Below are 24294 nucleotides of genomic sequence, written 5' to 3'. Positions count from 1 at the left end.
CGGCTACTCCCGCTGGCCGCGATACGTCTCGGGCTTGGCCATCTGTACTCTGGTCTCCTCGAACACCGCGACGAGTCCCTTCTCCGTCCGTCGGAGTTCGACGCCGTCGAGCGTCACGGATTCGTTCACCGCCGGCATGGGCGCGCGGACCGTCTCGTTGTTCCTCGACACCTCGACGACGAACGTCGTCGGTTCGGCGACGACAGAGACGTTCCGACCGCCGACGATCGGCGAGGCCTGCGCCGGGGGAGACAGGTAGATGGTCCGCGTCTCGCCGTCGTGCGTCGCGTTGATCCGGTAGGCGACGCCGCCGCCCGTGACCGTCCACCCGGTCCGCTCGACGACGACCGTCTCGCGCCAGCCGACACCACCGACGCGGACGGCGGTCCGCCCGGCGAACGCCAACCGTCCCTCGGTGACGGCGGTCGTCCAGATGCCGCGCTCGCGACTCCGGACGATCACCCCCGAGGTGTTGACGGCGGTGGTCTCGCCGAAGGCGCTGACGTTCACGGCCGCCACCATCCCGTCGGTGACGTCCTCCGCGTATGTCACCTCGTAGTCACGCACCTGGATCGGGTCGCCAGGCAGCGGGTCGTCGGAGGCGGTGAAGAGGTTCACCGGGACCGCGGGGCCGGCGAGCGCCGACGCCGAGACGACCATGAGCACCACACCCCACTGCCAGCGGGGGAGCGCGAGGAGGCCGGTTTCGCCCCCGTCGCTGACGGCGCGCTCGAACAGCGGACGATCAGAGGCCGTCACGGTGAGGGCGACGAGCGTCGCGAGCGCGAAGACGAGCACGACCCCCAGCGCGCGGAAGAGGACGAAGGTGTCGCCTCCGCGGAACCAGTAGACGGCCCAGAGCGACTGCGAGACGGCGAACAGCAGGACGCCGGCCCACGTCCGGGCAACGGGCGGGCGGGTGTCGCCCCGCCGACGGAGCAGCCAGACGCCGAGGAGCACGCCGACGAACAGCCCGAAGGCGTGGCCCTGGATGGCGATCTCGGCCCACCACGGCGTCGAGAACGTGGGCTGGGCTTTCGCCTCGAGCGTCGGGGTCTGCAACGCGGCTCTGAGCAGGCCGACCACGCGTCCGGCGACGAGCGCCACCACGGTGGCGACCGGGTAGCGGACGAGCGCGAAGCCGGCGAAGGCGAACACGACACCGGAGAAGCCGACGACGGGCCCGATGGCGAAGACGGACGTGAGGACGGTGACGAGGAGGACCGCGGCGGGGAACAGCACGAACGCCCGGACGTACGGGTTCGTCCGCCACGACGAGAACGACGAGGAGCCGCGTCGCCTGGGGAAGTGGCCCCACGCGTACTCGGCGAGAGGAGCGAAGACGAGCGTGCCGACGAGGTTGCCGAGGAGGTGGTTCGGGCCCGCGTGTGCGAGCCCCGAGGCGAGGAGACCGAGCGGGTAGAAGTACGACCACGCCCGGAAGGGGATGACGACGGGCGAGAACCAGTAGTCGAGGCCGCCCTGGACGAACAGGTAGAAGCCGAGGACGACGGCGACGACGACGAGCGTCCCCCACGGGACACCCGCGAGGAGCCGGCGCCGGAGCCGGCGGCCCCACTGGCCACCGGGCCGCTCGACGTACCAGACGGCGACGAGAGACCCGACGACCGCCACCAGGACGGCGAGCTGTTGCAGTGGGAGCCAGGGGGGGACTGACGGTGGGGTGAGCTGCAGGGCTATCGGCATCGACTGGATACGGACGCCGGGCGTCTCAGAGCTTCGACTCGGCGTCCTCGGCGAGCTCTTCCATGCGCTTGCCGACCCGGCCGGCGCTGGAGAACTCGTCGTCGCTCATGGCGGAGGCGAGCGCGCTGCCGAGCACGAAGACGGCGTGTTTGTGCTCGCTCTTCGACTTGTGGACGTGTGAGGGATCGACGCTGAGACCCTCGTACTCGTCGAACAGGCCCTCGGGGACCTCCTCGCGCCGCTTGAAGTGGTCCTTGATGACCACGAGCTGCTCGTGCAGCTCCAGCAGTTCGTCTTTGTGCATACCGGAGATACGAGCGAGTCCCGTTTAAGAGTTGTTGGGAGGTGACTGACACGGGGACGCGGGCTCTCAGTCGTTCGCCGCCCCTCGCGGTCTCGCGGGACTGCTGAACGGGATGGCCCGGAGAGTCGTCAGAACACGTACTCGTCTTCGTGACCCATCATCCCGTCGTCCTGGAACTCCTGGTCGTCGTCGAGGGGGCCGCTGGTCTTGAACGCCCGCAGCCCCGTCGAGAGGAGCTCTTCGATGGCCTCCTCGCGGTTGACAAACTCCCCCTGTTCGACCATCTGTGCGATCTGCATCTCCAGGTGTTCGGGGACAGTTATCTCTACTTTGGGCATCTGACTGTCCGGGGGTTTGAAGGGGCCCTATTTAATTCTGGCGGGGGTTGTCCGTCCACCGTGACGGCTCGAAACCCGCCGTTCGGTACCTGTTCGTGCCCGTTCGTCGCTCCCTCGGGAACACGTCGTCGCCCTCGAGCCGTCTGGAACACGACGAAGACCGGAGAAGACGGAGACCGGACACGGCGTGGATCGGACACGAGGGGCGTCGCAGGCTCGAGTCGATCCCAGGATCGACACGGCACCGTCCACACCGAGTCGGTACGAATAGGTGTGTCCCGTCCCACTCGCCGGTATGAAAGACGTCACCGACCTCTACCGGACGTACGGCGACGAACGCCTCCCGCCGGGTCAGCGCGAAACGAGTCGGTTCCCCGTCCTCTCAAAGTCCGGAACACCGGGGTGGGACAGCGACGAGTGGCAGTTCGAGGTGTGGGGTGCCGTCGACGACCCGCTCTCGCTCTCGTGGGAGGCGTTCCAGGAACTCCCGTGCGAGACCCAGCGGCAGGACTTCCACTGCGTCACCGGCTGGAGCAAGTTCGACTGCGAGTTCACGGGCGTCACCTTTCCCGCGGTCGCCGAGGCCGCCGGTGTCACCGACGACGCCGTCCACGTCATGTTCCACGCGATGGACGACTACACGACGAACCTCCCGCTCACCGACTGCATGCGCGAGGAGGTGCTGTTCGTCTCCGAGTACGACGGTGAGCCACTCCCCCCGGAACACGGTGGTCCGCTCCGCGTCGTCACGCCACACAAGTACGCGTACAAGGGCGCGAAGTGGGTTTCGGGTGTCGAGTTCCTGACCGAACCCGAACGGGGATACTGGGAGAAGCGTGGCTACTCGAACACGGCGAACCCCTGGGCCGAAGAGCGCTACGCCTGAGTCCGGCGGCCGGTCCGCCACCGTTTCGTCCCACTCCCGACAGGGGTCGTCCCGTCTCGTGAGCTGACGTGTTCCGTCCCTCGGGGCTGCCGTGACGCGCTCGACGACGAACCGCTGCGAACCGACACGGTGGGGAACGCCACGCGAGACGGTGTGTCGGGGACGGAATCGACCGATAGTCAGGTACAAGAGTACGTGGTCCCGAGGAGCGAACGATGGAGTCGCTACAGACTGGCGAGGTCGAGGGTCTCGTCAGTCGGACGGTGCGGATTCGGGAGCCACCGTTCCGGGCCGTCCTCGAGACGGCGACACGACCGCGGACGGTCTGGAGCGCACCGAACGAGGCCACCGTGGTCGGGAGCGGCGCCGCGGCCACCGTCACGGCCGAGGGACCCAACAGGTTCACCCGCATCCGCGAGGCGGCCGAGGCGCTGTTCGAGACCGGCGACGTCCACGCCGGGACCGAGGCGGCCCGCCCCCGTCTGTTCGGCGGGTTCGCGTTCCACGACGAGGGTGCCGAACGCGACCCCTGGCGTGCGTTTCCCGACGCCCGCTTCGTCTTCCCCCGCGTCCAGGTGACGTACGCCGACAACGGCACGTGGCTCACGGTCAACGCCGTGGGACCCGACGCCACCGTCGAGGCCGTCGAATCGCGACTCGACACCGAACGCGACCGACTCACCGCGCTGACCGACGCGCCGATGCGCCCGCGGCCGGGGATCCGCTCGCGGACCCGGACGACCGCGCTCGACGACTGGCGCGAGGGGGTTGAGGCGGCCGTCTCCCGGATCCGGGCCGGCGACCTCCGCAAGGTGGTGCTCGCGCAGGCGCTCGAGGTCGGTCTCGCCTCGTCGCTGTCGCTGTCGGACACGCTCGTGCGACTCGGCGAGAAGTACCCCGACTGCCACCGTTTCCTCGTCGAACCCGCCACGGGAGAGACGAGCTTCTTCGGGGCGACGCCCGAACGACTCGTCTCCGTGCGCGGGCGGACCGTCGAGACGGGCGCGCTCGCCGGGACGACCGGTCGGGGCGAGACCCCCGCCGAAGACGAGTGGCTCGCCCGCGAGCTGATGGCCTCCGAGAAGAACGTCCACGAACACGACCTCGTCGCCGAGACGATCCGCGAGCAGCTCGCTCCGTTCGCGGCGTCGGTCGCGACGGGCGAGCGTCAGGTCCGCCGGCTGGCGACCGTCCAGCACCTCTGGACGCCGATCACCGCCGAACTCGGGCGGAACTACCACGTCCTCGATCTGGTCGAGGCGCTCCACCCGACGCCCGCCGTCGGCGGGCTCCCGCCCGAGGAGGCGCTGGCGACGATCCGCGAGACGGAGCCGTTCGACCGGGGGTGGTACGCCGCCCCCGTCGGCTGGATCGACGCCGCCGGCTACGGCTCGTTCGCCGTGGCGCTCCGGTCGGCCGTGGCCACTCCCGAGACGGTGACGCTGTTCGCGGGCGTGGGCATCGTCGCCGACTCCGACCCCGACCGCGAGTGGGACGAGGTCCAGCTCAAATACCGACCCATCCTCGACGAACTCGAAGCCGACGGGTGAGGCCGGGGGACGGGTCCTCCGACGGTGAAACCGGGCGACAGTGTAATCCCCGTCGCCGACCGTGAGACAGTGAATGTGGCCACAGCTCCGATCGTCGTGCTTCGGTTCGTCACCCTGACCGTCGTCTCGTACTACGCGGTCTGGGCAGTCGTCCACCTGCTGGCGTCCGTCGCCGGGGTCCGAGAGCGACAGCGGTCGCTGAACGCGCAGCCAGCGACGACGGACCTGCCGGTCACCGTCGCCGTTTCGGCGTACAACGAGGTCGAGACGGTCGAACGGACGGTGACGTCCCTCCTGTCGGGGTCACACCCGGTGTCGGTGGTCGTGGTCGACGACGGCTCCACCGACGGGACGTTCGAGGCCGTCGCGGAACGGTTCGGCCTGGTTCCGACCGGCCCGGACGCAGACGGACAGTGGTTCGAGGCCCCCGACCAGCCGCTCACGGTCCGCAGACAGGACAATTGCGGGAAGCCCGCCGCGCTGAACGCGGCACTCGACCGCTGTGAGACGCCGCTGTTCGGCGTCGTCGACGGTGACACGGTCGTCGAACCAGGGTACCTGTCGGCACTAGCGGCCCCGTTCGCGGACGATGCGGTCGTCGCGGCGGGTGGGTTCCTGAAGGTGACCGACGCCGCGACGATCCGCGACGACTCCGCGGAGTGGCGGCTACCGCGGTCGTGGTTTCAGCGGTTTCAGGCGCTGGAGGTGCTCCAGGCGTCGTGTCGGCAGCTCGGTCGGGCCAGCGCGGGCTGCATGGTCGTTCCACCCGGTGCGTCCTCGCTGTACCGGACCGAACTCCTGCGTGCCGTGGGTGGGTTCGCGGACGTCGGGACGGAGGACTTCGAGATGGCGCTCCAGTTGCGACGCTACTGTGGCGACGTCGGTCGCGACGCACGGGTCGTCCAGGTCCCCACGGCCGTCGCGTGGACGACCGTCCCCACCACGGTGGCGGAGCTCACGAGCCAGCGGCGCCGGTGGGCTGGCGGCGCCGCGGAGACGCTGTCACGCAACCGGGATCTCGTCGGGCGGCGGGTTGACGGACGCGCGGGTACCGTCGGCCTGCCGTACGTCCTGTTCGGCGAGATCCTCTGGCCCCTCGTCGAGGGGGTCGCGTACGTCCTCGTCCCGTTCGCGTGGATCGTCGGTGCCGTGTCGGCGACGACGCTCTGGGTGTTCGTGATCGGCGTGATCGTCGCCGGCCCGCTCGGTGCCGCCGTCGCCGTCTTCGGGACGCGAACGGGAGTCGGCGCGTACGACGCCGCCGACCGACGGGCGCTCCTCGTGACGGCGGCCGTCGAACGACTCGTCTGGCGTCCCGCGCAGGTGCTCCGCTGGGCCCGTGGGGTGTTGTCGTCCGTCCGGTAGCTGGCGACGGCCGCGACATACACTAGAGAGCCGACCGACCACGCCCGTTCGTGACGACACCGGGCCGTGCAGTCGAGGACCGTCCCCGACCGAAGCCGGAGCCGTCCCTGTCCACCCGTCGTATCGCCGTTCCGTGCGGGAGCGTCCTCACCCCGCGGGGGCGTCTCACGTCTCGTCCATCTCGTACGCGTCGAGGTAGTCGCCGATGGTCCACGTCCGCTCGCCGTCGCGGCAGGGGAAGACGCCGACGAGGTCGTCGGCTCCGTTCCCGGCGGCGTCCGTGTTCTCCGCGCCGGTCTCGCCGTCGACCCGGACGGCCAGACACATCATCGGGAGCGTCAACAGCTCGCGCTCCCGACCGACGAGCGGTGACACCGTCCGCACGTCGAAACCGGGCCTGACGCTCAGCCCACGGTCGGCGGCCCACGCCTCGAACCGTTCGAACGTCTCGACGACCGGGTCCGACCCCGTCTTCGCGGAGAGTTCGATCTCGTTGGGCCACGTCCTGACCTCGAACGCCTCGATAGCGCCGGTCGCCCGGAGGCGTCCGAGACGGTTGATGACACTCGTCGGCGACCCGCACACGGGCGTCCGCGTCCAGAGGGTCATCGTCACCCCCGCCGACGTCGATGTCGACGGTTCGCTGGTGACGTCCCCGACTTCTCCACCCGCCCTCGCCTCGTTCTCGATCTTCCCGGTCATAGACGATTATCCATTACTAATCTCGCCGATCAGTGTGAAAAGTGTTGGCTAGAATGGACCTAAATTCGTAATATGTATTGTATATTCGCCTACCGCCGTCGTTCTGTCCGGAAAGAGTGTTCGGGGTCGACTGGGTGAGAGGATCGATGCTCGGATCGAGTCCACGAGGGGATCGAACCTACGGAAGAGACGACGCCGGGGTCGAACCCACAGGTGTATTGGCGTCGTCGGCCCAAGAGGTGGCAATGACCGCGCCGAACCGGAACACGCTCTGGGCCGAGGCGTTCGTCGACGAGCTGGCGAGAGGCGGCGTCTCCGCCGTCTGCATCACGCCGGGCAGTCGGTCGACGCCGCTCACCCTCGCGTTCGACCGCCACGACGACGTCCACGTCTTCTCGCACCTCGACGAGCGCTCGTCGGCCTTTTTCGCCCTCGGCCGCGCCCGCCGCACGGGCGAGGTGACGCCGCTCGTCTGCACGTCGGGCACCGCGGCCGCCAACTTCCACCCTGCGGTGATCGAGGCGTCACAGGCGCGGGTCCCGCTCCTGCTCCTGACGGCCGACCGACCGCCCGAACTCCGTGACTCCGGGGCGAACCAGACGATCGATCAGGCGAAGCTGTTCGGCTCCGCGACCCGGTGGTACCGCGACGTCGCCGAGCCCGAAGGCGAGGAACGCAAACTCCGCTCGCTCCGCACCACCGCTGCCAGGGCGCTGGCGAAGGCGACAACCGCCCCCGCTGGCCCCGTTCACCTCAACGTCCCGTTCCGCAAGCCGCTCGAACCGACAGCCGTCGACGGCGACGTCCCGGCCGACCTCCCCGACCGCGCCACGCGGGGCCGCCCGGACGACGCGCCGTACGTGCGGACCACCGCTGGCGTCGCCGAACTCGGCGACGGGGAACTCCGGAAGCTGGCCGGCGAACTCGACGTCGAACGAGGACTGGTCGTCGCCGGGCCCGCCGACGCGGCGGGGATCGACGGCGAGTCGGTCGCGGCGCTCGCCCACGCGACGGGGTTCCCGGTGCTCGCCGACCCGCTCTCGGGCCTGCGGTTCGGCGGTCACGTCCGGACCACGCCCGTCGTCGGCGGCTACGACGGCTTCCTCGACGCACGACTGACGGACGCGTGGCCCGACCCCGACGTGGTCCTTCGACTCGGCGCGTCGCCTACCTCCAAGCCCCTGCGGAAGTACCTCGCCCGGACCGACGCGCGGCAGTTCGTCGTCGACCCCGCTGCCGGCTGGCGCGAGGCCGAGTTCGCCGCGACAGACCTCGTCGTCGCCGACCCCGCCCGACTGGCGTGGCGAGTCGCGCAGACCCTCGGCCGGGGGTCGGGGAGCGACGCGTGGCGCGAGCGGTGGCTCGCCGCCGACGCGGCCCACTTCGAGGCGTTCGCGGACGCCTCCTCGTTCTGCGAGGGCCGGCTGCTCGCCGCGGTGGTCGAGGAGACGCCCGATCCGTCGACGGTGTTCGTCTCGAACTCGATGCCCGTCCGCGACCTCGACCGGTTCGGCGCGCCGTCGACGACGTCGCTCACCGTCCTCGGCAACCGTGGCGCGTCGGGCATCGACGGCATCGTCTCCACCGCCCTCGGTGCCGCCAGCGCGACGACGGATCCGCTGACGCTCGTCACGGGCGACCTCGCGTACTACCACGACATGAACGGCCTGCTCGCGCTGGGCCGGTGTGACGTGGACGCCACCGTCGTGGTCGTGAACAACGACGGCGGCGGCATCTTCCACATGCTCCCCATCTCGGAGTTCGAGCCACCGTTCACCGAGCAGTTCGTCACCCCACACGGGCTGGACTTCGCCGCGACCGAAGCGCTGTACGATCTGTCGTTCACGCGGGTCGCCCCCGAAGCGTTCCGCGACGCCTACGCCGCCTCGGTCGCGTCGGCGGGGACACAGGTCATCGAGGTCGAGACGGACGCCGAGGCGAGCCACCGGGTGCGCGAGCGGCTGAAAGCGCGCGTGATCGACCGCCTCCGGTAGATCGACCGACCGCCAGCGACGGCGGCGAGCGACACGACGACACCACGACACCACGGAGGAGGCGTCTGCGCGTGATGAACGAGTGAGGGACTATCGTCATCGCCCAACAGACTCGGTCGCCACGGCCAAGTACTTCTTGGGGATGGATCCGATCCGGGTCAACACCGTTATCGGCGTGGCTCCCCTGCCTCCGCGCATGGCCTCGCGCGGAACCGATCCCGAAACGGAAGAACGTCGGCTCCGCCTCCGCGAGGGGAACGACGCCATCGGCACCTGGCTCGAACGGCTGTTCGACGCCACCGCGGAGCTCGTCGTCTTCGGAATCCCGGTGCTGATCTCGGTCGTACTGTTCAACAGCGCGACGCTCAGCGCCCGCACCATCGCCACCGCGACGGGCTTCATCGTCGTGGCCGCGGCGGTCATGCGGGGCAGCCTGCCCGTCGGGAGCGGGTGGCCCGGGTCGAGCACGCGTCTCAGCGTCGCCCGGGTCGTCTACTTCGGCACGGTCCTCGTCGCCGGCATCGCCGTTCCCGGTGTCGTGCTTGGCGTCGCCGGCGCGCCGCTGTCGGCGCTCGCACTCGCGCTCTGTGTCGGCGCGATCGGTGCGGCGGCGTTCGCCCCCCTCGTCGGCCTCGTGGGTCGGTAGAGTCGTGTGTAGTTAGCACTCTCCGGCCAGCAGGGGACTCCGTTTACGAGGAATCCGCCGCTGTCTGTTGAAGCCGAATCGTCATGGAGAATGACGAACCTGACAAGAATTCGTCATGCACTACGACGATCCTGAATTAATCCCTCGCTGTCCGGCGATTAGCAATCGAAGATGAGGGTCGCTGGCTGACTCCGGTTTGCACCGACACAGAGCCATGGCACCCGAACCACTCGACCCAGACACAGCCGTCGAACTGTATCTCGAAGATCGCAAAAGCGAGTTAGCGAAAGCGACCCAGTATGCGCACTCCTCACGACTCGGCCACTTCATTCGCTGGTGTGGCGAACAGGATATAGACAACCTGAACGAGCTGACCGGACGGAAACTGCACCGCTACCGACTGTGGCGCCGGGCAGATGGCGGCCTCGCGCCGCCCTCAGAGAAATCACAGATGGATACGCTTCGCGTGTTCATCCGCTGGTGTGGAACCATCGATGCGGTTCCGACTGATCTCTGGTCCAAAGTCGTCTCACCGAGTCTGTCTGACGGTGAGAACTCTCGAGACGTGATGTTGGACTCGGAGGTCGCTGACGGTATTCTTGAGTATCTCTCTACCTACGAGTATGCTTCCGAACGTCACGTCTGCTTTCTCCTCATATGGCACGCACTCCTCAGAAGGGGAGCTATCCACGCGCTTGATATAGACGACTACGATTCGCAGGAGATGGCACTGGACGTGCGACACCGTCCGGAGATGGGGACACCGATTAAGAACAAATTCAACGGGGAGCGATTCATCGCGCTCTCAGCAGAGACGTGTTCTGTATTGGACGCATGGGTAGCTGACCGACGACCAGATTCAGTCGATGAGTACGGTCGTGACCCACTCGTTTCAACTGCAAAAGGTCGAGCACATCTCACCACGATTCAGAGCTACGTGTACTCGGTGACACGACCGTGTGAGTCCACTGGCGAATGTCCACACGAACGTGGCCTCTCCGCGTGTGAAGCAGCGGTTGATCGCAGTCAGTCGTTCGCCTGCCCGTCGTCAGTGTCACCGCACGCCGTTCGTCGAGGTGCAATCACACACTGGTTGAATTCGGACGTACCCGAACCAGTAGTGAGTGCGAGAGCAAACGTCTCCACGGCGGTCTTAGACGAACACTACGATCGCCGGACGGAACGTGAGAAGATGGAACAGCGACGGAGGTATCTCGATCAAATCTAACGTCTACTGAAGAGTCGTGTCTTGGCTACAGCGCTGCGAGCAGAACAACCATTGGACTGTTAGACATCCCGTTATAATCCGAACTCCGCATTAATCGGTGCGTGATCACTACAGCTGAATCCCTTCTGATCGTAATAACAACCGACTGGATTCAGTTCGTCCGATGCGATAATGTGATCGAACCGCTTTCCTTGGACTTGCTCTGGGGGGACTGCTAACGGGTCGTCCGTCTGTGTGGCGTGACTCACGTCCAGCACCTCCAAGTCGCCGTATCCGTGACAATGCCGAAAGACGTCGATCATACCTTTCTCTTCTAACCCACGGAGAATGTTGAGTTCAGCTTCAACCCACCGTTTGGCGACGTCCCCTTCCTTGTTGTGACGCCAGGGGATGGTGGTACCATCCGTTAACTCCCGATTTGGTGAGTTGAAGTCACCAGTCAGAATACACGGAGTCTGACTTCCCTTCATGATTCTGCTGAACGTGTTCTCCAGAATCTTCACTTTCTCTTCCCCATGCATGCTCCCTGGAACCGCACGGATGTTCCAGAGTTCAAGTGTCTGGTCATCCAGCTCCATTTTTGCGTGGAGAATTTTCTCTGGTAGATTCGTGTCCCAGTCTTTCAAATCCGCACCGTCCCACGGTCCATATCGGATACTCGGCTGCAACCGGGTGAGGTTACGTACGGCTGCATCTTCGTGAATTGCAGTCAGATTCCCGTTAACATGGTTGTAGTCCTGATGTGGAGGGATATCCGATTCGCCTAACTCTTCTGCCCAATCGAGCGTGTGGACAATCTGGTCTTATCCGATATTGACCAGCTCATCCCTCCACACATCACGTCTGTGTCTGCTGACCTCGTCTAACGCGATGATATCGGGGCACTCAGCTGTCTCTCGAAATATGTTGGACTTGGCTTTCGATTCGGTCGATGGGTGTGTAGGGAGGGAACGCCCCTTGAACGTTCCAAGAAAGTAGCTTCATTTCTTATCGGGATTCTCACTCACCCTGATTATCTGTTCCGGCGACAATCGCACAAATCTATGGCAAGTGCCTGTCACCTCGAATTCATCTATGTCTTTACTATTGGTCATGGTGAGTGTATAGGTACCCGTGAGAATACTGTCATGGAACGTCGCTGGGGCCTTACCGAACGGTTGGCCTGCCCGGGCACGACAGCAGATTGAGTTCCTGAAACGCTACGATCCGCAACCGGATATCATCATGCTCCAGGAGGTAAACGCGCATCAGCGTGAACTCTGGCGGGAGCTTGTCCGAACCGAACTGGGGTATGAGGGTATCGCCGATACACTTGAGTGGGCGCATGAACTCGGGGAGAGTTCCGTACAACCGCACCAAGATATCAGCCACACCAACGGTAATCTCACGGCAGTCCAGGATGCCGATGCGATTCAGCGAAAACCACTCGAACTGCTGGAAGGTGCCTACGAGGACGTCGACGTGAAGCATCTCTCCACACACTACCCGGAGAAGATTCTCGTGACTGAATGCTCAATCGGTGGCCGCGAGATTGAGGTTTGGAACGTCCGGGCGGTACCGGGAAGCATGAAAGGTGAAGAGAAAATCAAGATTCTCGAGACTGTGTTCGACCGTATTATGGCCGCCGAGTCACGACCACGTGTTCTTGCCGGGGATTTCAACTCGCCGGATGAAGAACTACCGGACGGTCAAGCAATCATCCACGCCGATAAGCATCCGGAGATCCAGAAACGCTGGCTAAACGCCGAGCTGAACATCCTGAAGGGACTGGGCCATGCCGGGTTGGTCGATACCTTCCGATACGTGCATGGGTACACTGACCTTGAGGTGGAGCAGACGAGTTTCAAGAACAGCAGATTTGATCACATCTTCGCGTCTCAAGAATTCACCCCCGAAGTAAGTCGCTATGATCACGACGCGTTCGGAACCTTCGACGACAAGAACGCCTACAGCGACCACGCCCCTATTCTGACGACGTTTGGAGACACGTAAGACAGGGTGCTCGGGATATGATTACGTGGAGATCTCATCAGAGAATCGGCAGCTAGTCTCGAAAACTATGCTGATTAGACCCTTTCTATTCAGCATGCGACTTCTGACAGCCTCTATGGGATGATTCAGTGGTCGTGCTGAATACAGAGCGCGAGTCGGTTACTCAACATTCGCGCTGGGTACTCGGATCGGAATTTGAGACTACCACAAACGAAATTCGTCTTTTATATCCCACCAAATAGAGGGTGGGATTCCTTCTGGACGTTCTGCCGGTAAATCGTCTGATGAATACGTACTACATTCATCACTGCAGAGATGAGATATAACTGCAGATGATGAATGAATTATATCCGTATCGCAGAACGGGCAGCTGAATGTTTCCAGTTTGTTTGTGGACGTATTGTTTTCTCCCTGCTCCTTGCCATTCTTTTTGACATCGTTTTTGTTTCTATCTTCTATTCCAAACTCACGCTTCACGTCATCGCAAATACTTGACGGTATTCCATTTGGACGCCTCGGCTGGATTTTATCAGTATCCTGAACACGACAATTCCCGTCTGACATATGATTGATGTAGCTAGCTGAAGAACGTTCTACTCTCTCCCCACAAAATGGACACAGCAACGTCTTCTTCGTATTTTGATACTCCTCTTGGTATGAGTCCCCAACCCTCTGTTCAGCTATCATACCCTGTTCAGCGAACATCTCACAAAGGGTTGTTCCCTCTATTAATTTCACATTCAAGTCATTAGCCACGCTTTTTGCCTGCTTCGTGAATGAAGAGGTAGTAACGATTATGACTTTATCAGTTCCGTCCACTTGGCTTCGAAGACTATTATATTGCTGAACGTCTGGACTCCCAATTTTATTGTCTAAGGCATATTTTTTTGCTTGAATCACCATTTTCTCAATAAATGGGTCAGTCCTCTCCGCTATAATGTCGATACCACGATCTTGTGATTTGTTAGTGACAGTCGTTTCCCAGCCACGTTGCTCAAATAAATCAGCGACCGCCTTCTCAAATTCGTATCCGTTCATACCGAGGAGCCGATGATGTATTTCGTCTTTATTTGATCTCATTTTCTATTGGAATTGGTCCTACTTCGAAGCGGTATGATAAGAGCTTGAGTAACGAATGATTTGATATTCATATGACAGTTAAGCTTCTAAACTTGAGAGGTTCGAATATATGATGATTGGATGGAATTTTGATGCTGAACCTACCTCTATATCGGTCACGCCGTTACTGACAGAGACTGAGTAGTAGTCGGAGACACTGGTTTCTAGAGGGCGCGGCTCGGTCAGGACAAGGTACTCGCACCCGAGGTCATCACATCGAGACTCACAGCAAGGCAACTTAATCGAGAGACTGAAGACTACGGGTCGAACGATGCTCCGACTCCGTCAGCGATCGCTTGGAGTTCGGCCTTCCGGAACGTGGAGTCGTCTGCCGTCTCCAGCGATTCCGCGATGCCGACCTGCACTCGAATTTGTCGGCGCATCCGCGTCGTTGACGGACGCCCTGCCTCGTCGACGGTGATCTTGAGTACCTCACAGATTGCCTGCAATTCCTCCTTCGTGAACGATGCCTCGAACTCCCGTTCAAAGCGGCCCGTCGCCGCTCGAATCGAGTTTCGAATCTCGTGGACGGTAGGACTCATGATTTTCTACTCTTCTGTACCCTCCGTCAAAGTTCCTACTTGGGGAGACTGAGGCGTTTCAGCGGATGGAGGGTGGATGCGAACTCTCACGACTGCCGGACTTCTTCTCGACGTTCAGCACACTGTTCCTGAGCACGTTGTGAACGCGAGAAAATGGAACAGCGACAAAAGTACGTTGACGACTTCTAACCAGTCGTCGTCTCTCTTGGCTTCATCCTGATCGACTGACGCTCATATAAATGAGCTAACGTTAAATATATTGATTAGCATCTCGTGTTACTGTGTATGAACGCCTCCGACGACGAACGTGGTCCGCCCTCCTCGGACTTCTCGAAAGACCTCGTTGAGCGACTCGACAACGCTCCAGCGGACGAACGAGTGTACCGGACTGCACTCGAACTCTACACGCCGACCCGTGTCGTGGAGGTTGCGGAGCGAGCAGACTGTTCGAAGAACTCGGCCCGGCGGCACCTGCGACGACTCGCAGACATCGGCGTGTTGACGCGGATGACGGAAAATCCGGAGACGTTCGAGCGAAACGAGTCGTACTTCGAGTGGCGGCGACTCAATAGACTCTCCGAACTGGACGACGACGAGTACAGAGACCGACTCGGTGAACTGCTCTCCGAAGACGAAGCGTATCGGGAGACGTACGGCGTCGAGACTCCCGACGAGATCGACCCGCTTGAGTACGGAGGGTATGGCGACGCCGAGAACGTCTGGCTGGACCTGAACAACTGGGCCGCGATCCGCAGAGAGATTCGTGATCTCAGACGCTCCCGAGAGGACACCTCTGTCGACGAAGGAGTCGCCTGACGGTGAACGGACAGCACGACCGGACACCGAACCGGGCGCTCCTTCGGGAGCTCGCGTCGTTGCTGGCGTCCGAGTCGTGGGTCGAGAACACGACGGTGTTTCCGGCGAACCGACCCGAATCGGTTGTCATCTCTCTTGAACGGCAGTACTACCCTCGGAAGTACGTCTCCGAAGCGTACATCGAAGTGCAGTCGTACACGAACGGCGACTTCCACATCTCGTACGTCGAAGACCATCACGGTGAGAAGTGGTTGTGTCGATGGGATAGGCACGACAGTGAGGACTACACACGGGACCACTTTCACGCCCCGTCAAAAGCCCGACACGAAGACGGTGAGAATCGGGAGTATCCGACTTCGTTGTGGACGATGATTTCACGGGTGGTTGCACCGTGGGTGTACGAACGAATGGGGGCGGTCTGGGACGAGTTCGACTCCTGAACGAATCAGCAGTCCCGTGAATTGCGTTTGTGAGATATTCTCCGAACTGCGTGCAGGAAGGGTACCGTGACGAACACAGAGTGAATTCGTCATTCGCGGGGTTCATCTCTGTATTAGAGGCAAATTGAACCGGATTTACGCCCCTCAGCCAGAGAGTTCGTCATGCAGCATGACGAATCCGAATTAAAATTTCGAGCCTATCCCACCGCCTTCCTGCGATTCGAAGTCTACGGACCCGACGGGATTTGAACCCGCGACATCTTGGTCCGGAACCAAGCACTCTGTCCACTGAGCTACGGGCCCTCACGCAGTCGTAGCCAACACCGACGTATAACGATTGTCATCCGACAGGCCCGCCGTCACCGGTCACGACCGAGCGACGCGGACCGCGCGACCCGATCGACAGGTCCGCCGTCGGTCGCGGGGTCTGCACGCACACGGACGCGTCGAACGACGAAACAACTGCTGTGGGCTCGGACCCGTGTCAGGGTGCCTTGCCGGTCTCGATGGAGAACGCTGCCCGCGGGTAGGCCACGCAGGTGAGCGTGTAGCCGTCGTCGAGTTCGCCGTCGTCGAGCATCTGCTGGTTGTCGTGGACGACGTACTCCTCGCTCGGCCCGTCCTGGATCTGTCCGGCACAGGAGACACACGACCCCTGCCGACACGCGTACGGCAGGTCCCAGCCGTGGTCCTCGCCGGACTCGAGGATCGTCTTGTTGTTGGCGAGCTCGATCGTCTCGCCTTCCTTGACGAACTCGACCTCGAAGTACTCGACCTCGTCCTCGGGGATGTCGGCGGGGCCGCTCTCTTCGACTGTCTCCTCGCCACCCTCTTCGAGCTCGGCACCGTCGGCAGTGCCCCCCGCAGCGACGGCCGCGGCGGCGGCACCCCCGCCGATCGATCGGTTCATCGGTTCGGGGAAGTCCGTCTCCGGCACCGTCTCCGCGCGGCGGTCGAGGACCTCCTGAGAGATGTCCTGGGTCGACTGCCACCCCGTTCCCTTGGAGTAGTGCAGCGCGACGGCGATGAGCGTCAGCAGGACGCCCATACTGAGTCCCACGACGTTGATCTCGGCCATGCGCGGCGCTACGGATGCGGGGGTTAAGGGGATTGTGATTGCTCAATCCCTCTGGTACGAGACGGCGACCGCCGAGGGTCGGTTCGCGGTCGACGCCGAGAGTCGGTCCACAGTCGACTGCGCTCAGTCAGTCCACTGCGGGCCGCTCCCGTCGGTCACGGCGCGGCCGCCGCCAGCACCGTCCACGCTCCCCTCGTGGTCGACGTCCCTCGCCGGGGCCGCTCCACCGAGTTCGAAAGCGTCGAGGAGCGTCGAGAGGTCGGCAGCGCGGTCGGCCAGCGAGTCGGCGCTGTCGGAGACCTCCGCGAGCGAGGCCGTCTGTTCTTCGGCGGCGGCGGAGACCGACTGCGCCTCCGCGGCGGTCTGCTGGCCGACCGACATCACCTCGTCGACGACCCCGACCACCTGCTCGGACGTGGCCGCCTGCTCGTCGGTGGCGTCGCTGATCGACTGGACGCCGGCGTTGACCGACGTGACGTCGTCACCGATCGTCTCGAGCACGCCGAGCGCCTCTTCGATCGTTTCGGCCCCGTTCGCGACGCGGTCGCGCATCTCGTCCATGTCGTCGACCGCGTCCGCGGTCGAAGCCTGGACGTCGTCGACGAGTTCGGAGATCTCCGACGTCGAGGTGGCCACCTCCTCGGCGAGCGACTTGATCTCGCTGGCCACCACGGCGAACCCCTCGCCGGCGTCGCCCGCGCTGGCCGCCTCGATCGAGGCGTTCAGCGCGAGCAGGTTCGTCTGCTCGGCGACTCCCTCGATGAGCGAGACGACCTCGCCGATCCGATCCATCTCCGAGTCGAGCGAGGCCACCTCCGTGGCGGAGCGCTCGCTCTGGCGTTCGATCCGTTCCATCTCCGTCATCGCCTCGGACGCGTACTCGGTCCCGGTCGTCGCCTGCTCGGCCGTCCGGTCGGCGGTCGAGGCGACCTCGGCCGACGACGAGGCGATCTCCTCGATCGTCGCCGACAGATCCGTCATCTCGTTCGAGACCTCCTGTAACCCCTCCTCCTGTTCGACCGCGCCGTCGGAGATCTCCTGGACCGAGACGGCCACCTCGTCGCTCGCGTGACTCACCTCGTCGGCGCTGGCGGTCACCTCCTGACTCGCGGCGGCGACGTCGTCGGCGAACGATCGGACCTCCCGCAGGGTGGACTCGACGGACGAGACCATCTCGTTGAACCCCTCGCCGACCTTCCGCATCGCGTCGTTCTCGCTCGTGGGGTCGACTCGAACGGTCAGATCACCGTCGGCCGCCCGTTCGAGCGCCCGGTCGTACTCGGCGGCCTTCTGGTCCAGATGGGCCGTCAACTCGTTCGCCTCCGCGAGTTGCGCGCGGATCGAGTCGCGCATCGAGCCGAACGCCTGGTAGAGGCGGCCGATCTCGTCCCGCCGGTCGGTCTCCACCGAGACGTCGAGGTTCCCGTTTTCGAGTTCGCGGGCTCTCTCCTGGAGGTCGTCGAGCGCCCTGACGGTCCCCCGCCCGATGGTGAGGCCGACGGCGACGAACCCAGCCGCGAACAGCCCGATGAGGAGTAACAGGTCCCGCTGGACCTCGTTGACGAGCGCGTAGGCGCTCGCTTTCGGGGCATGGGTCAGCACGACCCAGTCGGTCCCCTCGACAGGTGCGTATCCGACTACGAGGTCACCCTGCTCGAGGACACCCGTCTCGCCGGCGATGCCGGCCCGGAGCGCCTCGCTGTCGGTCCCGCCCTCGTACTCGGCGAGGACCGCCTCGTCGTCCTGGGCGAACTCGACGACGCCGTGACTGTCGACGACCTGTGTGAAGCCACCCTCGATGGGGTCGCGGAAGTGTGCCGCGCGTTCGGTGGCGTCGACCGTCATCACGACCGCTCTCGAGTCGGAGACGGGGCTGGCGAAGGCGACGAGCTCGATTCCGTCGTGCTTGAACCCCTGTGAGACGAGTGCGGCGGTCTGGCCAGCGTCGCCGAGCGAGCCGTCGGTCCAGGTGACGCCCATCCCGTCGAGCGTCGCTCCCGTGGCACCATCGCCGGTGCTGCCGACGACCGTTCCGGAGTTACGGTCGACGAGATGGAGCGCCTGGATCGTCCCGGGCAGGCTCTCTTGCTTCTCGGCCAGACGATCGACCGCCACCGCGTCGGACTCCTCGAGCCCCTCTACCTCGGAGAGGATGATGACGGTCCGTTCGTTCTCCTCGACCCACTGGGCGAAGACGTCGGCCTCGAGTTCGGCGATCGTCTGCATCTCGACCTGTGTGTCGTGTTTGAGCTCCGCACCGACCATATCCTGGATGAACAGTCCGACCCCGGCGACGACGAGCAGGATCACGAGGACGACCGCGGCGAACTGTCGCAGGTAGCTCCGCCCCAGCCACGAGGGGAGTTTCGACTGTACGTTCATGAGCACATATCACGAACTGAACACCTCCGTCTGTCGCCTGAGTTCTCAGGGCGTGTCTCTCAGACGTGATACCCTGTTACACGCCGACATCAGTCGAACAGCTCGGTCAACACGGTTTCCAGCGCGATCCGGAGGTGCTGGTGGAACGTCGACGCCGAGATGCCCATCGTCTCGGCGACATCCTCGGCGGTCTGTCTGCGCGGCCGCTCGAAGTACCCCCCGTGATACGCCGCCTGGAGCGCCGCGAGCTGGCGTTCTGTGAGCCGGGACTCGACCGTCTCCGCGACGGCTCGCGTCCGTTTCACCGGCCGGGCCACCTGCCGCTTCGACACCAGGTGGGTCTCGGGGAATGACGCCACCACGTCGTCGACGAGTCGCCCCACGTCGGCGGCCGGCGAGACGTCGACGACCACCCGGAGCGTGCCGTCGGCCGACTCGACCGTGTGGACCTTCGTGCCCGCCGCCGCGAGGTGGGTGACGAGCGACTCCGTCACTGTCACCGCGACGACACCCCCGTCGCCGTCGTCGTCCGCGTGGACGACGGTCGTATCCGAGACGGTCGGGTTCGACGACACCGCTTCCACCGCCGCCGTCGGCGACACACCGTCGAGCGTCGTGTACACCAGATACTCCCCCTCGTCGATGGGGAGCAGCCGGTCGAGCTGCACGGTGCCGCCGTCGTCGACGAGATCGACCAGCGGCTCGCCGCCGTCGCTCGTCTCGAACACCAGCTCGACCACCCCGTCCGCCTGCAGGAGTCGCTCGGTCTCCACTGCGTGGATGCCGTAGCCCGCCGCCGCACCGATGTCCTCCAGTGCGCTCCGCTCGCCGTCCGTCAGGTAGCTCGCGGAGGTCGAACAGAGCGCGACGAGCCCGTAGACCGTGTCACGGTACGTCAGGGGGACGAACACCACGGAGTGGATCGCCTCGACGAGTTCGTGCTCGAGGTCGATCGCCTCGCGGTCGAGATGCTGGACCTCGACGGCGCCCGTTTCGACCGCCCGCGTGACGGCAGTCCGCGTCGTGAGGTGGTCGAACACGTACCGCGCGGCGTCGGTGTCGACGCCGCTCGCGAGTCTGACGTCGAAGTGACCCACCTCGTCGTAGTCGCCGCTGGCGGCGAAGAGGTACGGGCCGTCGGTGGTGAGGCGCTCGCAGACGTCGCGTTCGATGTCCTCTCGCGAGGAGTCGTGGACCATGCGCCGGAGGACGTCGCGGAGGATCGCGTTCATCCGGTTCGCGGCTGCGAGCGACTCGCGCTGGGCCTCCAGTTCGTTCTCGCGTGCGCGCCGCTCGGTCATGTCGCGCGTCACCTTCGCGAACCCCTGGTGGGTGCCGTCGTCGTCGTACACGGGGGTGACGACGACGTGTGCCCAGAACCGTTGCCCGTCGCGCCGGACGCGCCACCCCTCGTCTACGGCGCTCCCGTCGGCGAGCGCCTGCTCGAACAGTTCCGCGGGGACACCCGCCTCGGCGTCGTCGGGGGTGTAGAACGCCGAGATGTGTTCCCCGACGATCTCCGCCTCCGGGTAGCCGGTGATCTCCTCGGCACCCTCGTTCCACGTCACTACCCGTCCCTCCGTGTCGAGCATGAACACGGCGTACTCGGTGACGGCGTTGACGAGCGACTCGAACCGTTTCGCCTCCAAGAGCTCCAGCCGCCGGCGCTCGTCGTCGGTGATGTCCTGGGCGACGGAGATCAGCTCCCCCTCCTCGGTGTACGACAGCGAGTGGTTCGTCAGCACCAGATCGCCGTCCTTTCGCCTGTAGACGGTCTGGCCGGTCCACCCGCCGTTTGCGGCCGCCGGCAGCTGTTCGTCGTAGACGCGTTCGACGTCCTCCTCGCGGTAGAGCAGCTCCCAGTGCTGGCCGAGCAACTCGTCGTGATCGTAGCCGACGAGCGTCGCGAACGCCTGGTTGGCGTAGACGAACCGACCCTCCTCGTCGAGGATGCTGATCCCCTCGCGGGCCCGTTCGATCGCCTCGTAGCCGCGCAGACGTTCCTCCTCGGCACGTCGCTTCTCGACGTAGTTCCTGAGACGGTTCCCGAGGAGCGCGTACTGCTCGGGTCCGCGCTTCTGGAGGTAATCCGTCACGCCCGCGGAGATCGCCTCGGCGGCGACGCCCTCGGACCCTCGCCCCGTGAAGAAGACGATGGGGAGATCCGGATCGATCTGCCGTGCCTCGCGGAGGAACTCCAGCCCGCTCATCTGCGGCATCTCGTAGTCCGAAACGACACAGTCGAACGTCTCCGTGCGGAGCCGCGTGAGCGCCCGCGCCGCGTCGGGTTCGCTCTCGACCTCGAACCCCTCGTGTTCCTCCTCGAGGTACGCTGCTGTCAACGAGGCGAACTCTCGGTCGTCGTCGACGTGCAGGACCCGAACGGAGGCGTTCATCGGATAATGTAGGCCACGGTAGCTGATATATCATGCTGTCCGATTGCCAACCGTTCACACCCCCTCAGTCGACGCGCGGCGACCGGTCGGTGCTCCGAAGACCGGCTACTCGCGCGCGACCTCGTGCCGGCCGAAGCCGTAGCGCAGCCGGTTCGCCAGTCGCCGGGCGAACCGGTCCTCGCGGCTCCCGAACCGCTCGGCGAGCGCCTGATAGATGAGGGGGACCGGCACCTCCTGTTCGAGCGCTTCCTGCACCGTCCACGTGCCCGTCGAGCCGCCCGAGACGTAGTCGGCGACGTCGCCGAGGTCGCTCCCCTCTTCACCGAAGGCCTCCTCGCAGAGCTCCAGCAGCCACGACCGGATCACGGCGCCGTTGTTCCACGTCCGCGCGACCGACTCCAGATCGAGGTCGTACCGACCGCGAAAGAGGAGCTCGAACCCCTCGCCGTACGCCTGCATCAGCGCGTACTCGACGCCGTTGTGAACCATCTTCACGTAGTGGCCCGCGCCCGACGGCCCCATCCGTTCGTGGCCGTCGGGTCCGGTGGCGACCGCGTCGAACACCGGCGTCATCGCCTCGTACGCCCACGCCGGCCCGCCGATCATGAGCGAGAACCCCAGTTCCGCCCCCGCAGGGCCACCGCTGGTTCCACAGTCGAGGTACGCCGCCTCGACCCGCTTCGCCCGCCGAAGCGAGGCCTCGAAGTGGGAGTTCCCGCCGTCGACGACGACGTCGTCGGATGAGAGGTGGGGTGCCAGTTCGTCGAGCGTCGCGTCGACGGCCTCGCCCGCCGGAACCATCAGCCAGACGCGGCGTTCCGCCCCGAGGCGATCAAGCAGGTCGACGGGATCGTCAGCGGGCTCCGCTCCCGTCTCTGCCGCCGTCGCGACCGCCTCAAGGTCGAGGTCGAACGCGACCACGTCGTGGCCCGCCGCGACGACTCGCTCGACGACGATCTGTCCCATCCGCCCGAGTCCGATGACGCCCAGTTGCATACCCGTCCCTGCGACAGGGGAGGTGGTAGGGGTTGTGATTCCTCGCCTGCGATCCACCGCTCGCCACGCACGCTGCCCCCGCTACGCTGCCGCCCACTGGCTCGACCGACGTCACGCTTACGCCCTCGCAGTCCCTTCTCCGGATATGCTCACCGACATCGTCCGGACCGACGACCTGACGGCCGCCCCCGACACGACGGTCGGCGAGGCCGTGACCGCCATGCGGACGCGCGACCGGACGCTCGTCGTCGTCCTCGACGAACAGCATCCGCTCGGCGTCCTCTCGGCGGCCGACGTCGGCCTCGCCGTGGGGACGGACGACGCGCTCGCGTCGCGGCCGGTCGTCGACCTGGCGGCCGACCCGGTGACGATCCGCCAACGCGCCTCCCGCGACGGGCTGCTCTCGCGCTTCCACGAGACCGGCGCGGAGCGGCTCGTCGTCGTCGACGACGGCGAGGAGTTCGTCGGATGCGTCTCCCGTCGCGACCTGCTCTCGACGTACGCCGACGAGGTAGGCGCGCTCTTCGAGCTGTTCTGACCCTGCGCGGGCCGTGGCTCCGGATGGGCTCCGACGCCCACGACTGCGACATGGACCCCGACGACCCCCACGCCCACGGCTACGACTGCGACCCCCACTGACCGCTGTCGTTTTGTCCGCCGGTCTGCACCTCGTCTCATGGACGAACGCATCACCGAGCACGCGCGGACGCTCGTCGACTGGAGCGCGCGGGTCGAACCCGGCGACGACGTCGTCGTGAGCGTCGGCGCGGGCGCACACGACCTCGCCGTCGCCGTCTGTGCCGAACTCGGCTCCCGGGGCGCGAACGTCGTCACGACGTACTCGTCGGGCGAACTCGACCGCGCGTACCTGCTGGCGCACGACGGCGACTTCACGGGATCGGACGCCGAACTCGCGCTGTACGAGGCCGCCGACGTCGTGCTCCGCCTGGGCGGCCCGCTGAACACGACCGCGATGGCCGACGTGCCGGGAGAGACGCAGGCGGCGCACGCCCGCGCCCACGAGGCCGCACGCGAGGCCCGGCTCGACAGCCGCTGGGTCTCGACCGTCCACCCGACGCGCGCGCTGGCCCAGCAGGCCGGGATGGCGTTCGAGGAGTACCGCGACTTCGCCTACGAGGCCATCCTCCGCGACTGGGAGTCCCTCGCCGAGGAGATGGCCCGGCTCAAAGACGTCCTCGACGCCGGCAGCGAGGTCCGCCTCGTGACCGAGCGCGACGCGGCCCCGAACACCGACCTCACCATGTCGATCGACGGCCGGATCGCCGTCAACAGCGCCGCGTCGGTCGCGTACGACTCGCACAACCTCCCGTCGGGCGAGGTGTTCACCGCGCCGTCCGACACGGCGGGGGAGGTGTTCTTCGACGTCCCGATGACCCTCCAGGGCCGTCGCGTCCGGGACGTCTGGCTCTCGTTCGAGGGCGGCGCGGTCGTCGACTTCTCCGCCGGCGCCAACGAGGGCGTGCTCGAAGACGTGCTCGACACCGACCCGGGTGCGCGCCGACTCGGCGAACTCGGCATCGGCATGAACCGCGGCATCGACCGCTTCACGGACAACGTCCTCTTCGACGAGAAGATGGGCGACACGGTCCACCTCGCCGTCGGCCGGGCGTACCGTTCGAACTTCCCGCCCGGCCACGAGGACGAGGCGAACGACTCCGCCGTCCACGTCGACATGATCACGGACGTCTCCGAACGCTCGCGGATCGAGGTCGACGGCGAGGTCGTGCAACGGAACGGGCGGTTCCGGTGGGAGGAAGGGTTCGAGGCCGCGTGAGCTGGTCGTCTCCCGTGG

General features: G+C 65.0%; 21 protein-coding genes and 1 tRNA gene. 10 read left to right on the top strand and 12 right to left on the bottom strand.

What is annotated here, in order from left to right; translation table 11 throughout:
• Positions 1 to 3 precede the first annotated feature (3 nt).
• The 3 genes from FZP69_RS08210 to FZP69_RS08200 all read right to left on the bottom strand — a co-directional run bounded on the left by FZP69_RS08210 (position 4) and on the right by FZP69_RS08200 (position 2349).
• Positions 4 to 1707 carry a rhomboid family intramembrane serine protease gene (locus tag FZP69_RS08210; protein WP_152040838.1) on the bottom strand — a complete coding sequence of 568 codons (1704 nt, stop codon included), beginning with the start codon at positions 1705 to 1707 and terminating at the stop codon, positions 4 to 6.
• Positions 1708 to 1732: 25 nt separating this feature from the next.
• Positions 1733 to 2011 (bottom strand): UPF0058 family protein, encoded by a 279-nt coding sequence (locus FZP69_RS08205; RefSeq protein WP_152040837.1) that lies wholly within the window; start codon positions 2009 to 2011, stop codon positions 1733 to 1735.
• Between the two features lie 128 nt (positions 2012 to 2139).
• Positions 2140 to 2349: a DUF7120 family protein gene (locus FZP69_RS08200; protein ID WP_152040836.1), complete on the bottom strand. Its 210-nt coding sequence runs from the start codon at positions 2347 to 2349 to the stop codon at positions 2140 to 2142.
• Between the two features lie 295 nt (positions 2350 to 2644).
• Here FZP69_RS08200 and FZP69_RS08195 point away from each other — a divergent pair, with 295 nt between their 5' ends.
• The 3 genes from FZP69_RS08195 to FZP69_RS08185 all read left to right on the top strand — a co-directional run bounded on the left by FZP69_RS08195 (position 2645) and on the right by FZP69_RS08185 (position 6150).
• Positions 2645 to 3235, top strand: coding sequence for a sulfite oxidase-like oxidoreductase (locus tag FZP69_RS08195; RefSeq protein ID WP_152040835.1), 591 nt, complete (start codon positions 2645 to 2647; stop codon positions 3233 to 3235).
• 215 nt (positions 3236 to 3450) lie between these two features.
• The gene (locus tag FZP69_RS08190) at positions 3451 to 4785 is read left to right on the top strand and encodes an isochorismate synthase (RefSeq protein WP_152040834.1); all 1335 of its coding nucleotides are present in this window, start codon (positions 3451 to 3453) and stop codon (positions 4783 to 4785) included.
• Positions 4786 to 4860: 75 nt separating this feature from the next.
• The gene (locus FZP69_RS08185; protein ID WP_192918509.1) at positions 4861 to 6150 is read left to right on the top strand and encodes a glycosyltransferase; all 1290 of its coding nucleotides are present in this window, start codon (positions 4861 to 4863) and stop codon (positions 6148 to 6150) included.
• A 165-nt stretch (positions 6151 to 6315) separates the two neighbouring features.
• On the opposite strand, the gene FZP69_RS08180 is transcribed toward FZP69_RS08185, so the two are convergent.
• Positions 6316 to 6852: an HTH domain-containing protein gene (locus tag FZP69_RS08180; RefSeq protein ID WP_204959932.1), complete on the bottom strand. Its 537-nt coding sequence runs from the start codon at positions 6850 to 6852 to the stop codon at positions 6316 to 6318.
• A gap of 245 nt (positions 6853 to 7097) precedes the next feature.
• Here FZP69_RS08180 and menD point away from each other — a divergent pair, with 245 nt between their 5' ends.
• The 3 genes from menD (at position 7098) to FZP69_RS08165 (ending at position 10720) form a co-directional block, all read left to right on the top strand.
• Positions 7098 to 8846, top strand: a complete 1749-nt coding sequence (menD, locus tag FZP69_RS08175; protein WP_152040832.1) for a 2-succinyl-5-enolpyruvyl-6-hydroxy-3-cyclohexene-1-carboxylic-acid synthase — start codon at positions 7098 to 7100, stop codon at positions 8844 to 8846.
• 196 nt (positions 8847 to 9042) lie between these two features.
• Complete coding sequence (locus FZP69_RS08170; protein ID WP_152040831.1) at positions 9043 to 9492, top strand: hypothetical protein; 450 nt, start codon at positions 9043 to 9045, stop codon at positions 9490 to 9492.
• A gap of 214 nt (positions 9493 to 9706) precedes the next feature.
• Positions 9707 to 10720, top strand: a complete 1014-nt coding sequence (locus tag FZP69_RS08165) for a tyrosine-type recombinase/integrase (protein ID WP_152040830.1) — start codon at positions 9707 to 9709, stop codon at positions 10718 to 10720.
• A 71-nt stretch (positions 10721 to 10791) separates the two neighbouring features.
• On the opposite strand, the gene FZP69_RS08160 is transcribed toward FZP69_RS08165, so the two are convergent.
• Positions 10792 to 11346 carry a hypothetical protein gene (locus tag FZP69_RS08160; protein WP_152040829.1) on the bottom strand — a complete coding sequence of 185 codons (555 nt, stop codon included), beginning with the start codon at positions 11344 to 11346 and terminating at the stop codon, positions 10792 to 10794.
• Between the two features lie 487 nt (positions 11347 to 11833).
• On the opposite strand from FZP69_RS08160, the gene FZP69_RS08155 reads away from it, so the two are divergent.
• On the top strand, positions 11834 to 12712 hold the full coding sequence (locus FZP69_RS08155; protein ID WP_152040828.1) for an endonuclease/exonuclease/phosphatase family protein: 879 nt from the start codon (positions 11834 to 11836) through the stop codon (positions 12710 to 12712).
• 201 nt (positions 12713 to 12913) lie between these two features.
• Here the strand turns inward: FZP69_RS08155 and FZP69_RS08150 are convergent, their stop codons facing one another.
• Positions 12914 to 13750 (bottom strand): restriction endonuclease, encoded by an 837-nt coding sequence (locus tag FZP69_RS08150; RefSeq protein ID WP_192918508.1) that lies wholly within the window; start codon positions 13748 to 13750, stop codon positions 12914 to 12916.
• A 338-nt stretch (positions 13751 to 14088) separates the two neighbouring features.
• Positions 14089 to 14373, bottom strand: a complete 285-nt coding sequence (locus tag FZP69_RS08145) for a hypothetical protein (protein WP_152040826.1) — start codon at positions 14371 to 14373, stop codon at positions 14089 to 14091.
• A 285-nt stretch (positions 14374 to 14658) separates the two neighbouring features.
• Between FZP69_RS08145 and FZP69_RS08140 the strand changes: the two genes are divergently transcribed.
• A complete protein-coding gene (locus tag FZP69_RS08140) occupies positions 14659 to 15189 on the top strand; it encodes a DUF7342 family protein (protein ID WP_152040825.1) in 531 nt (176 codons plus the stop codon).
• A gap of 670 nt (positions 15190 to 15859) precedes the next feature.
• Here the strand turns inward: FZP69_RS08140 and FZP69_RS08130 are convergent.
• The 5 genes from FZP69_RS08130 to gnd form a co-directional block, all read right to left on the bottom strand.
• Positions 15860 to 15932 (bottom strand) — tRNA-Arg (locus tag FZP69_RS08130).
• Between the two features lie 181 nt (positions 15933 to 16113).
• Positions 16114 to 16707 carry a 2Fe-2S iron-sulfur cluster-binding protein gene (locus tag FZP69_RS08125; protein WP_152040823.1) on the bottom strand — a complete coding sequence of 198 codons (594 nt, stop codon included), beginning with the start codon at positions 16705 to 16707 and terminating at the stop codon, positions 16114 to 16116.
• Between the two features lie 123 nt (positions 16708 to 16830).
• Positions 16831 to 19089: a methyl-accepting chemotaxis protein gene (locus FZP69_RS08120; RefSeq protein WP_152040822.1), complete on the bottom strand. Its 2259-nt coding sequence runs from the start codon at positions 19087 to 19089 to the stop codon at positions 16831 to 16833.
• An 89-nt stretch (positions 19090 to 19178) separates the two neighbouring features.
• The gene (locus tag FZP69_RS08115; RefSeq protein WP_152040821.1) at positions 19179 to 21485 is read right to left on the bottom strand and encodes a PAS domain S-box protein; all 2307 of its coding nucleotides are present in this window, start codon (positions 21483 to 21485) and stop codon (positions 19179 to 19181) included.
• Between the two features lie 105 nt (positions 21486 to 21590).
• Positions 21591 to 22481 carry a phosphogluconate dehydrogenase (NAD(+)-dependent, decarboxylating) gene (gene gnd, locus FZP69_RS08110; RefSeq protein WP_152040820.1) on the bottom strand — a complete coding sequence of 297 codons (891 nt, stop codon included), beginning with the start codon at positions 22479 to 22481 and terminating at the stop codon, positions 21591 to 21593.
• A 145-nt stretch (positions 22482 to 22626) separates the two neighbouring features.
• Here gnd and FZP69_RS08105 point away from each other — a divergent pair, with 145 nt between their 5' ends.
• Complete coding sequence (locus tag FZP69_RS08105) at positions 22627 to 23019, top strand: CBS domain-containing protein (RefSeq protein WP_192918507.1); 393 nt, start codon at positions 22627 to 22629, stop codon at positions 23017 to 23019.
• Positions 23020 to 23157: 138 nt separating this feature from the next.
• Positions 23158 to 24276: an aminopeptidase gene (locus FZP69_RS08100; RefSeq protein ID WP_152040818.1), complete on the top strand. Its 1119-nt coding sequence runs from the start codon at positions 23158 to 23160 to the stop codon at positions 24274 to 24276.
• Positions 24277 to 24294 lie beyond the last annotated feature (18 nt).

Origin of the sequence: Salinigranum salinum, from assembly GCF_009176545.1 — an archaeon.
Taxonomy (GTDB): Archaea; Halobacteriota; Halobacteria; order Halobacteriales; family Haloferacaceae; genus Salinigranum; species Salinigranum salinum.
The sequence above is the reverse complement of the archived record's forward strand: the minus strand, read 5'-3'. Positions and strand labels throughout refer to the sequence as shown.

Excerpts from the sequence above, each read along its gene's own strand:
- FZP69_RS08170 (WP_152040831.1), top strand. The coding sequence starts at position 9,043 with ATGGCCTCGCGCGGAACCGATCCCGAAACGGAAGAACGTCGGCTCCGC.
- FZP69_RS08205 (WP_152040837.1), bottom strand. The coding sequence starts at position 2,011 with ATGCACAAAGACGAACTGCTGGAGCTGCACGAGCAGCTCGTGGTCATC.
- FZP69_RS08165 (WP_152040830.1), top strand. The coding sequence starts at position 9,707 with ATGGCACCCGAACCACTCGACCCAGACACAGCCGTCGAACTGTATCTC.
- FZP69_RS08190 (WP_152040834.1), top strand. The coding sequence starts at position 3,451 with ATGGAGTCGCTACAGACTGGCGAGGTCGAGGGTCTCGTCAGTCGGACG.
- FZP69_RS08200 (WP_152040836.1), bottom strand. The coding sequence starts at position 2,349 with ATGCCCAAAGTAGAGATAACTGTCCCCGAACACCTGGAGATGCAGATC.
- FZP69_RS08125 (WP_152040823.1), bottom strand. The coding sequence starts at position 16,707 with ATGGCCGAGATCAACGTCGTGGGACTCAGTATGGGCGTCCTGCTGACG.
- FZP69_RS08105 (WP_192918507.1), top strand. The coding sequence starts at position 22,627 with ATGCTCACCGACATCGTCCGGACCGACGACCTGACGGCCGCCCCCGAC.
- FZP69_RS08100 (WP_152040818.1), top strand. The coding sequence starts at position 23,158 with ATGGACGAACGCATCACCGAGCACGCGCGGACGCTCGTCGACTGGAGC.
- FZP69_RS08145 (WP_152040826.1), bottom strand. The coding sequence starts at position 14,373 with ATGAGTCCTACCGTCCACGAGATTCGAAACTCGATTCGAGCGGCGACG.
- gnd (WP_152040820.1), bottom strand. The coding sequence starts at position 22,481 with ATGCAACTGGGCGTCATCGGACTCGGGCGGATGGGACAGATCGTCGTC.
- FZP69_RS08195 (WP_152040835.1), top strand. The coding sequence starts at position 2,645 with ATGAAAGACGTCACCGACCTCTACCGGACGTACGGCGACGAACGCCTC.
- menD (WP_152040832.1), top strand. The coding sequence starts at position 7,098 with ATGACCGCGCCGAACCGGAACACGCTCTGGGCCGAGGCGTTCGTCGAC.
- FZP69_RS08115 (WP_152040821.1), bottom strand. The coding sequence starts at position 21,485 with ATGAACGCCTCCGTTCGGGTCCTGCACGTCGACGACGACCGAGAGTTC.
- FZP69_RS08210 (WP_152040838.1), bottom strand. The coding sequence starts at position 1,707 with ATGCCGATAGCCCTGCAGCTCACCCCACCGTCAGTCCCCCCCTGGCTC.
- FZP69_RS08180 (WP_204959932.1), bottom strand. The coding sequence starts at position 6,852 with ATGACCGGGAAGATCGAGAACGAGGCGAGGGCGGGTGGAGAAGTCGGG.
- FZP69_RS08150 (WP_192918508.1), bottom strand. The coding sequence starts at position 13,750 with ATGAACGGATACGAATTTGAGAAGGCGGTCGCTGATTTATTTGAGCAA.
- FZP69_RS08120 (WP_152040822.1), bottom strand. The coding sequence starts at position 19,089 with ATGAACGTACAGTCGAAACTCCCCTCGTGGCTGGGGCGGAGCTACCTG.
- FZP69_RS08140 (WP_152040825.1), top strand. The coding sequence starts at position 14,659 with ATGAACGCCTCCGACGACGAACGTGGTCCGCCCTCCTCGGACTTCTCG.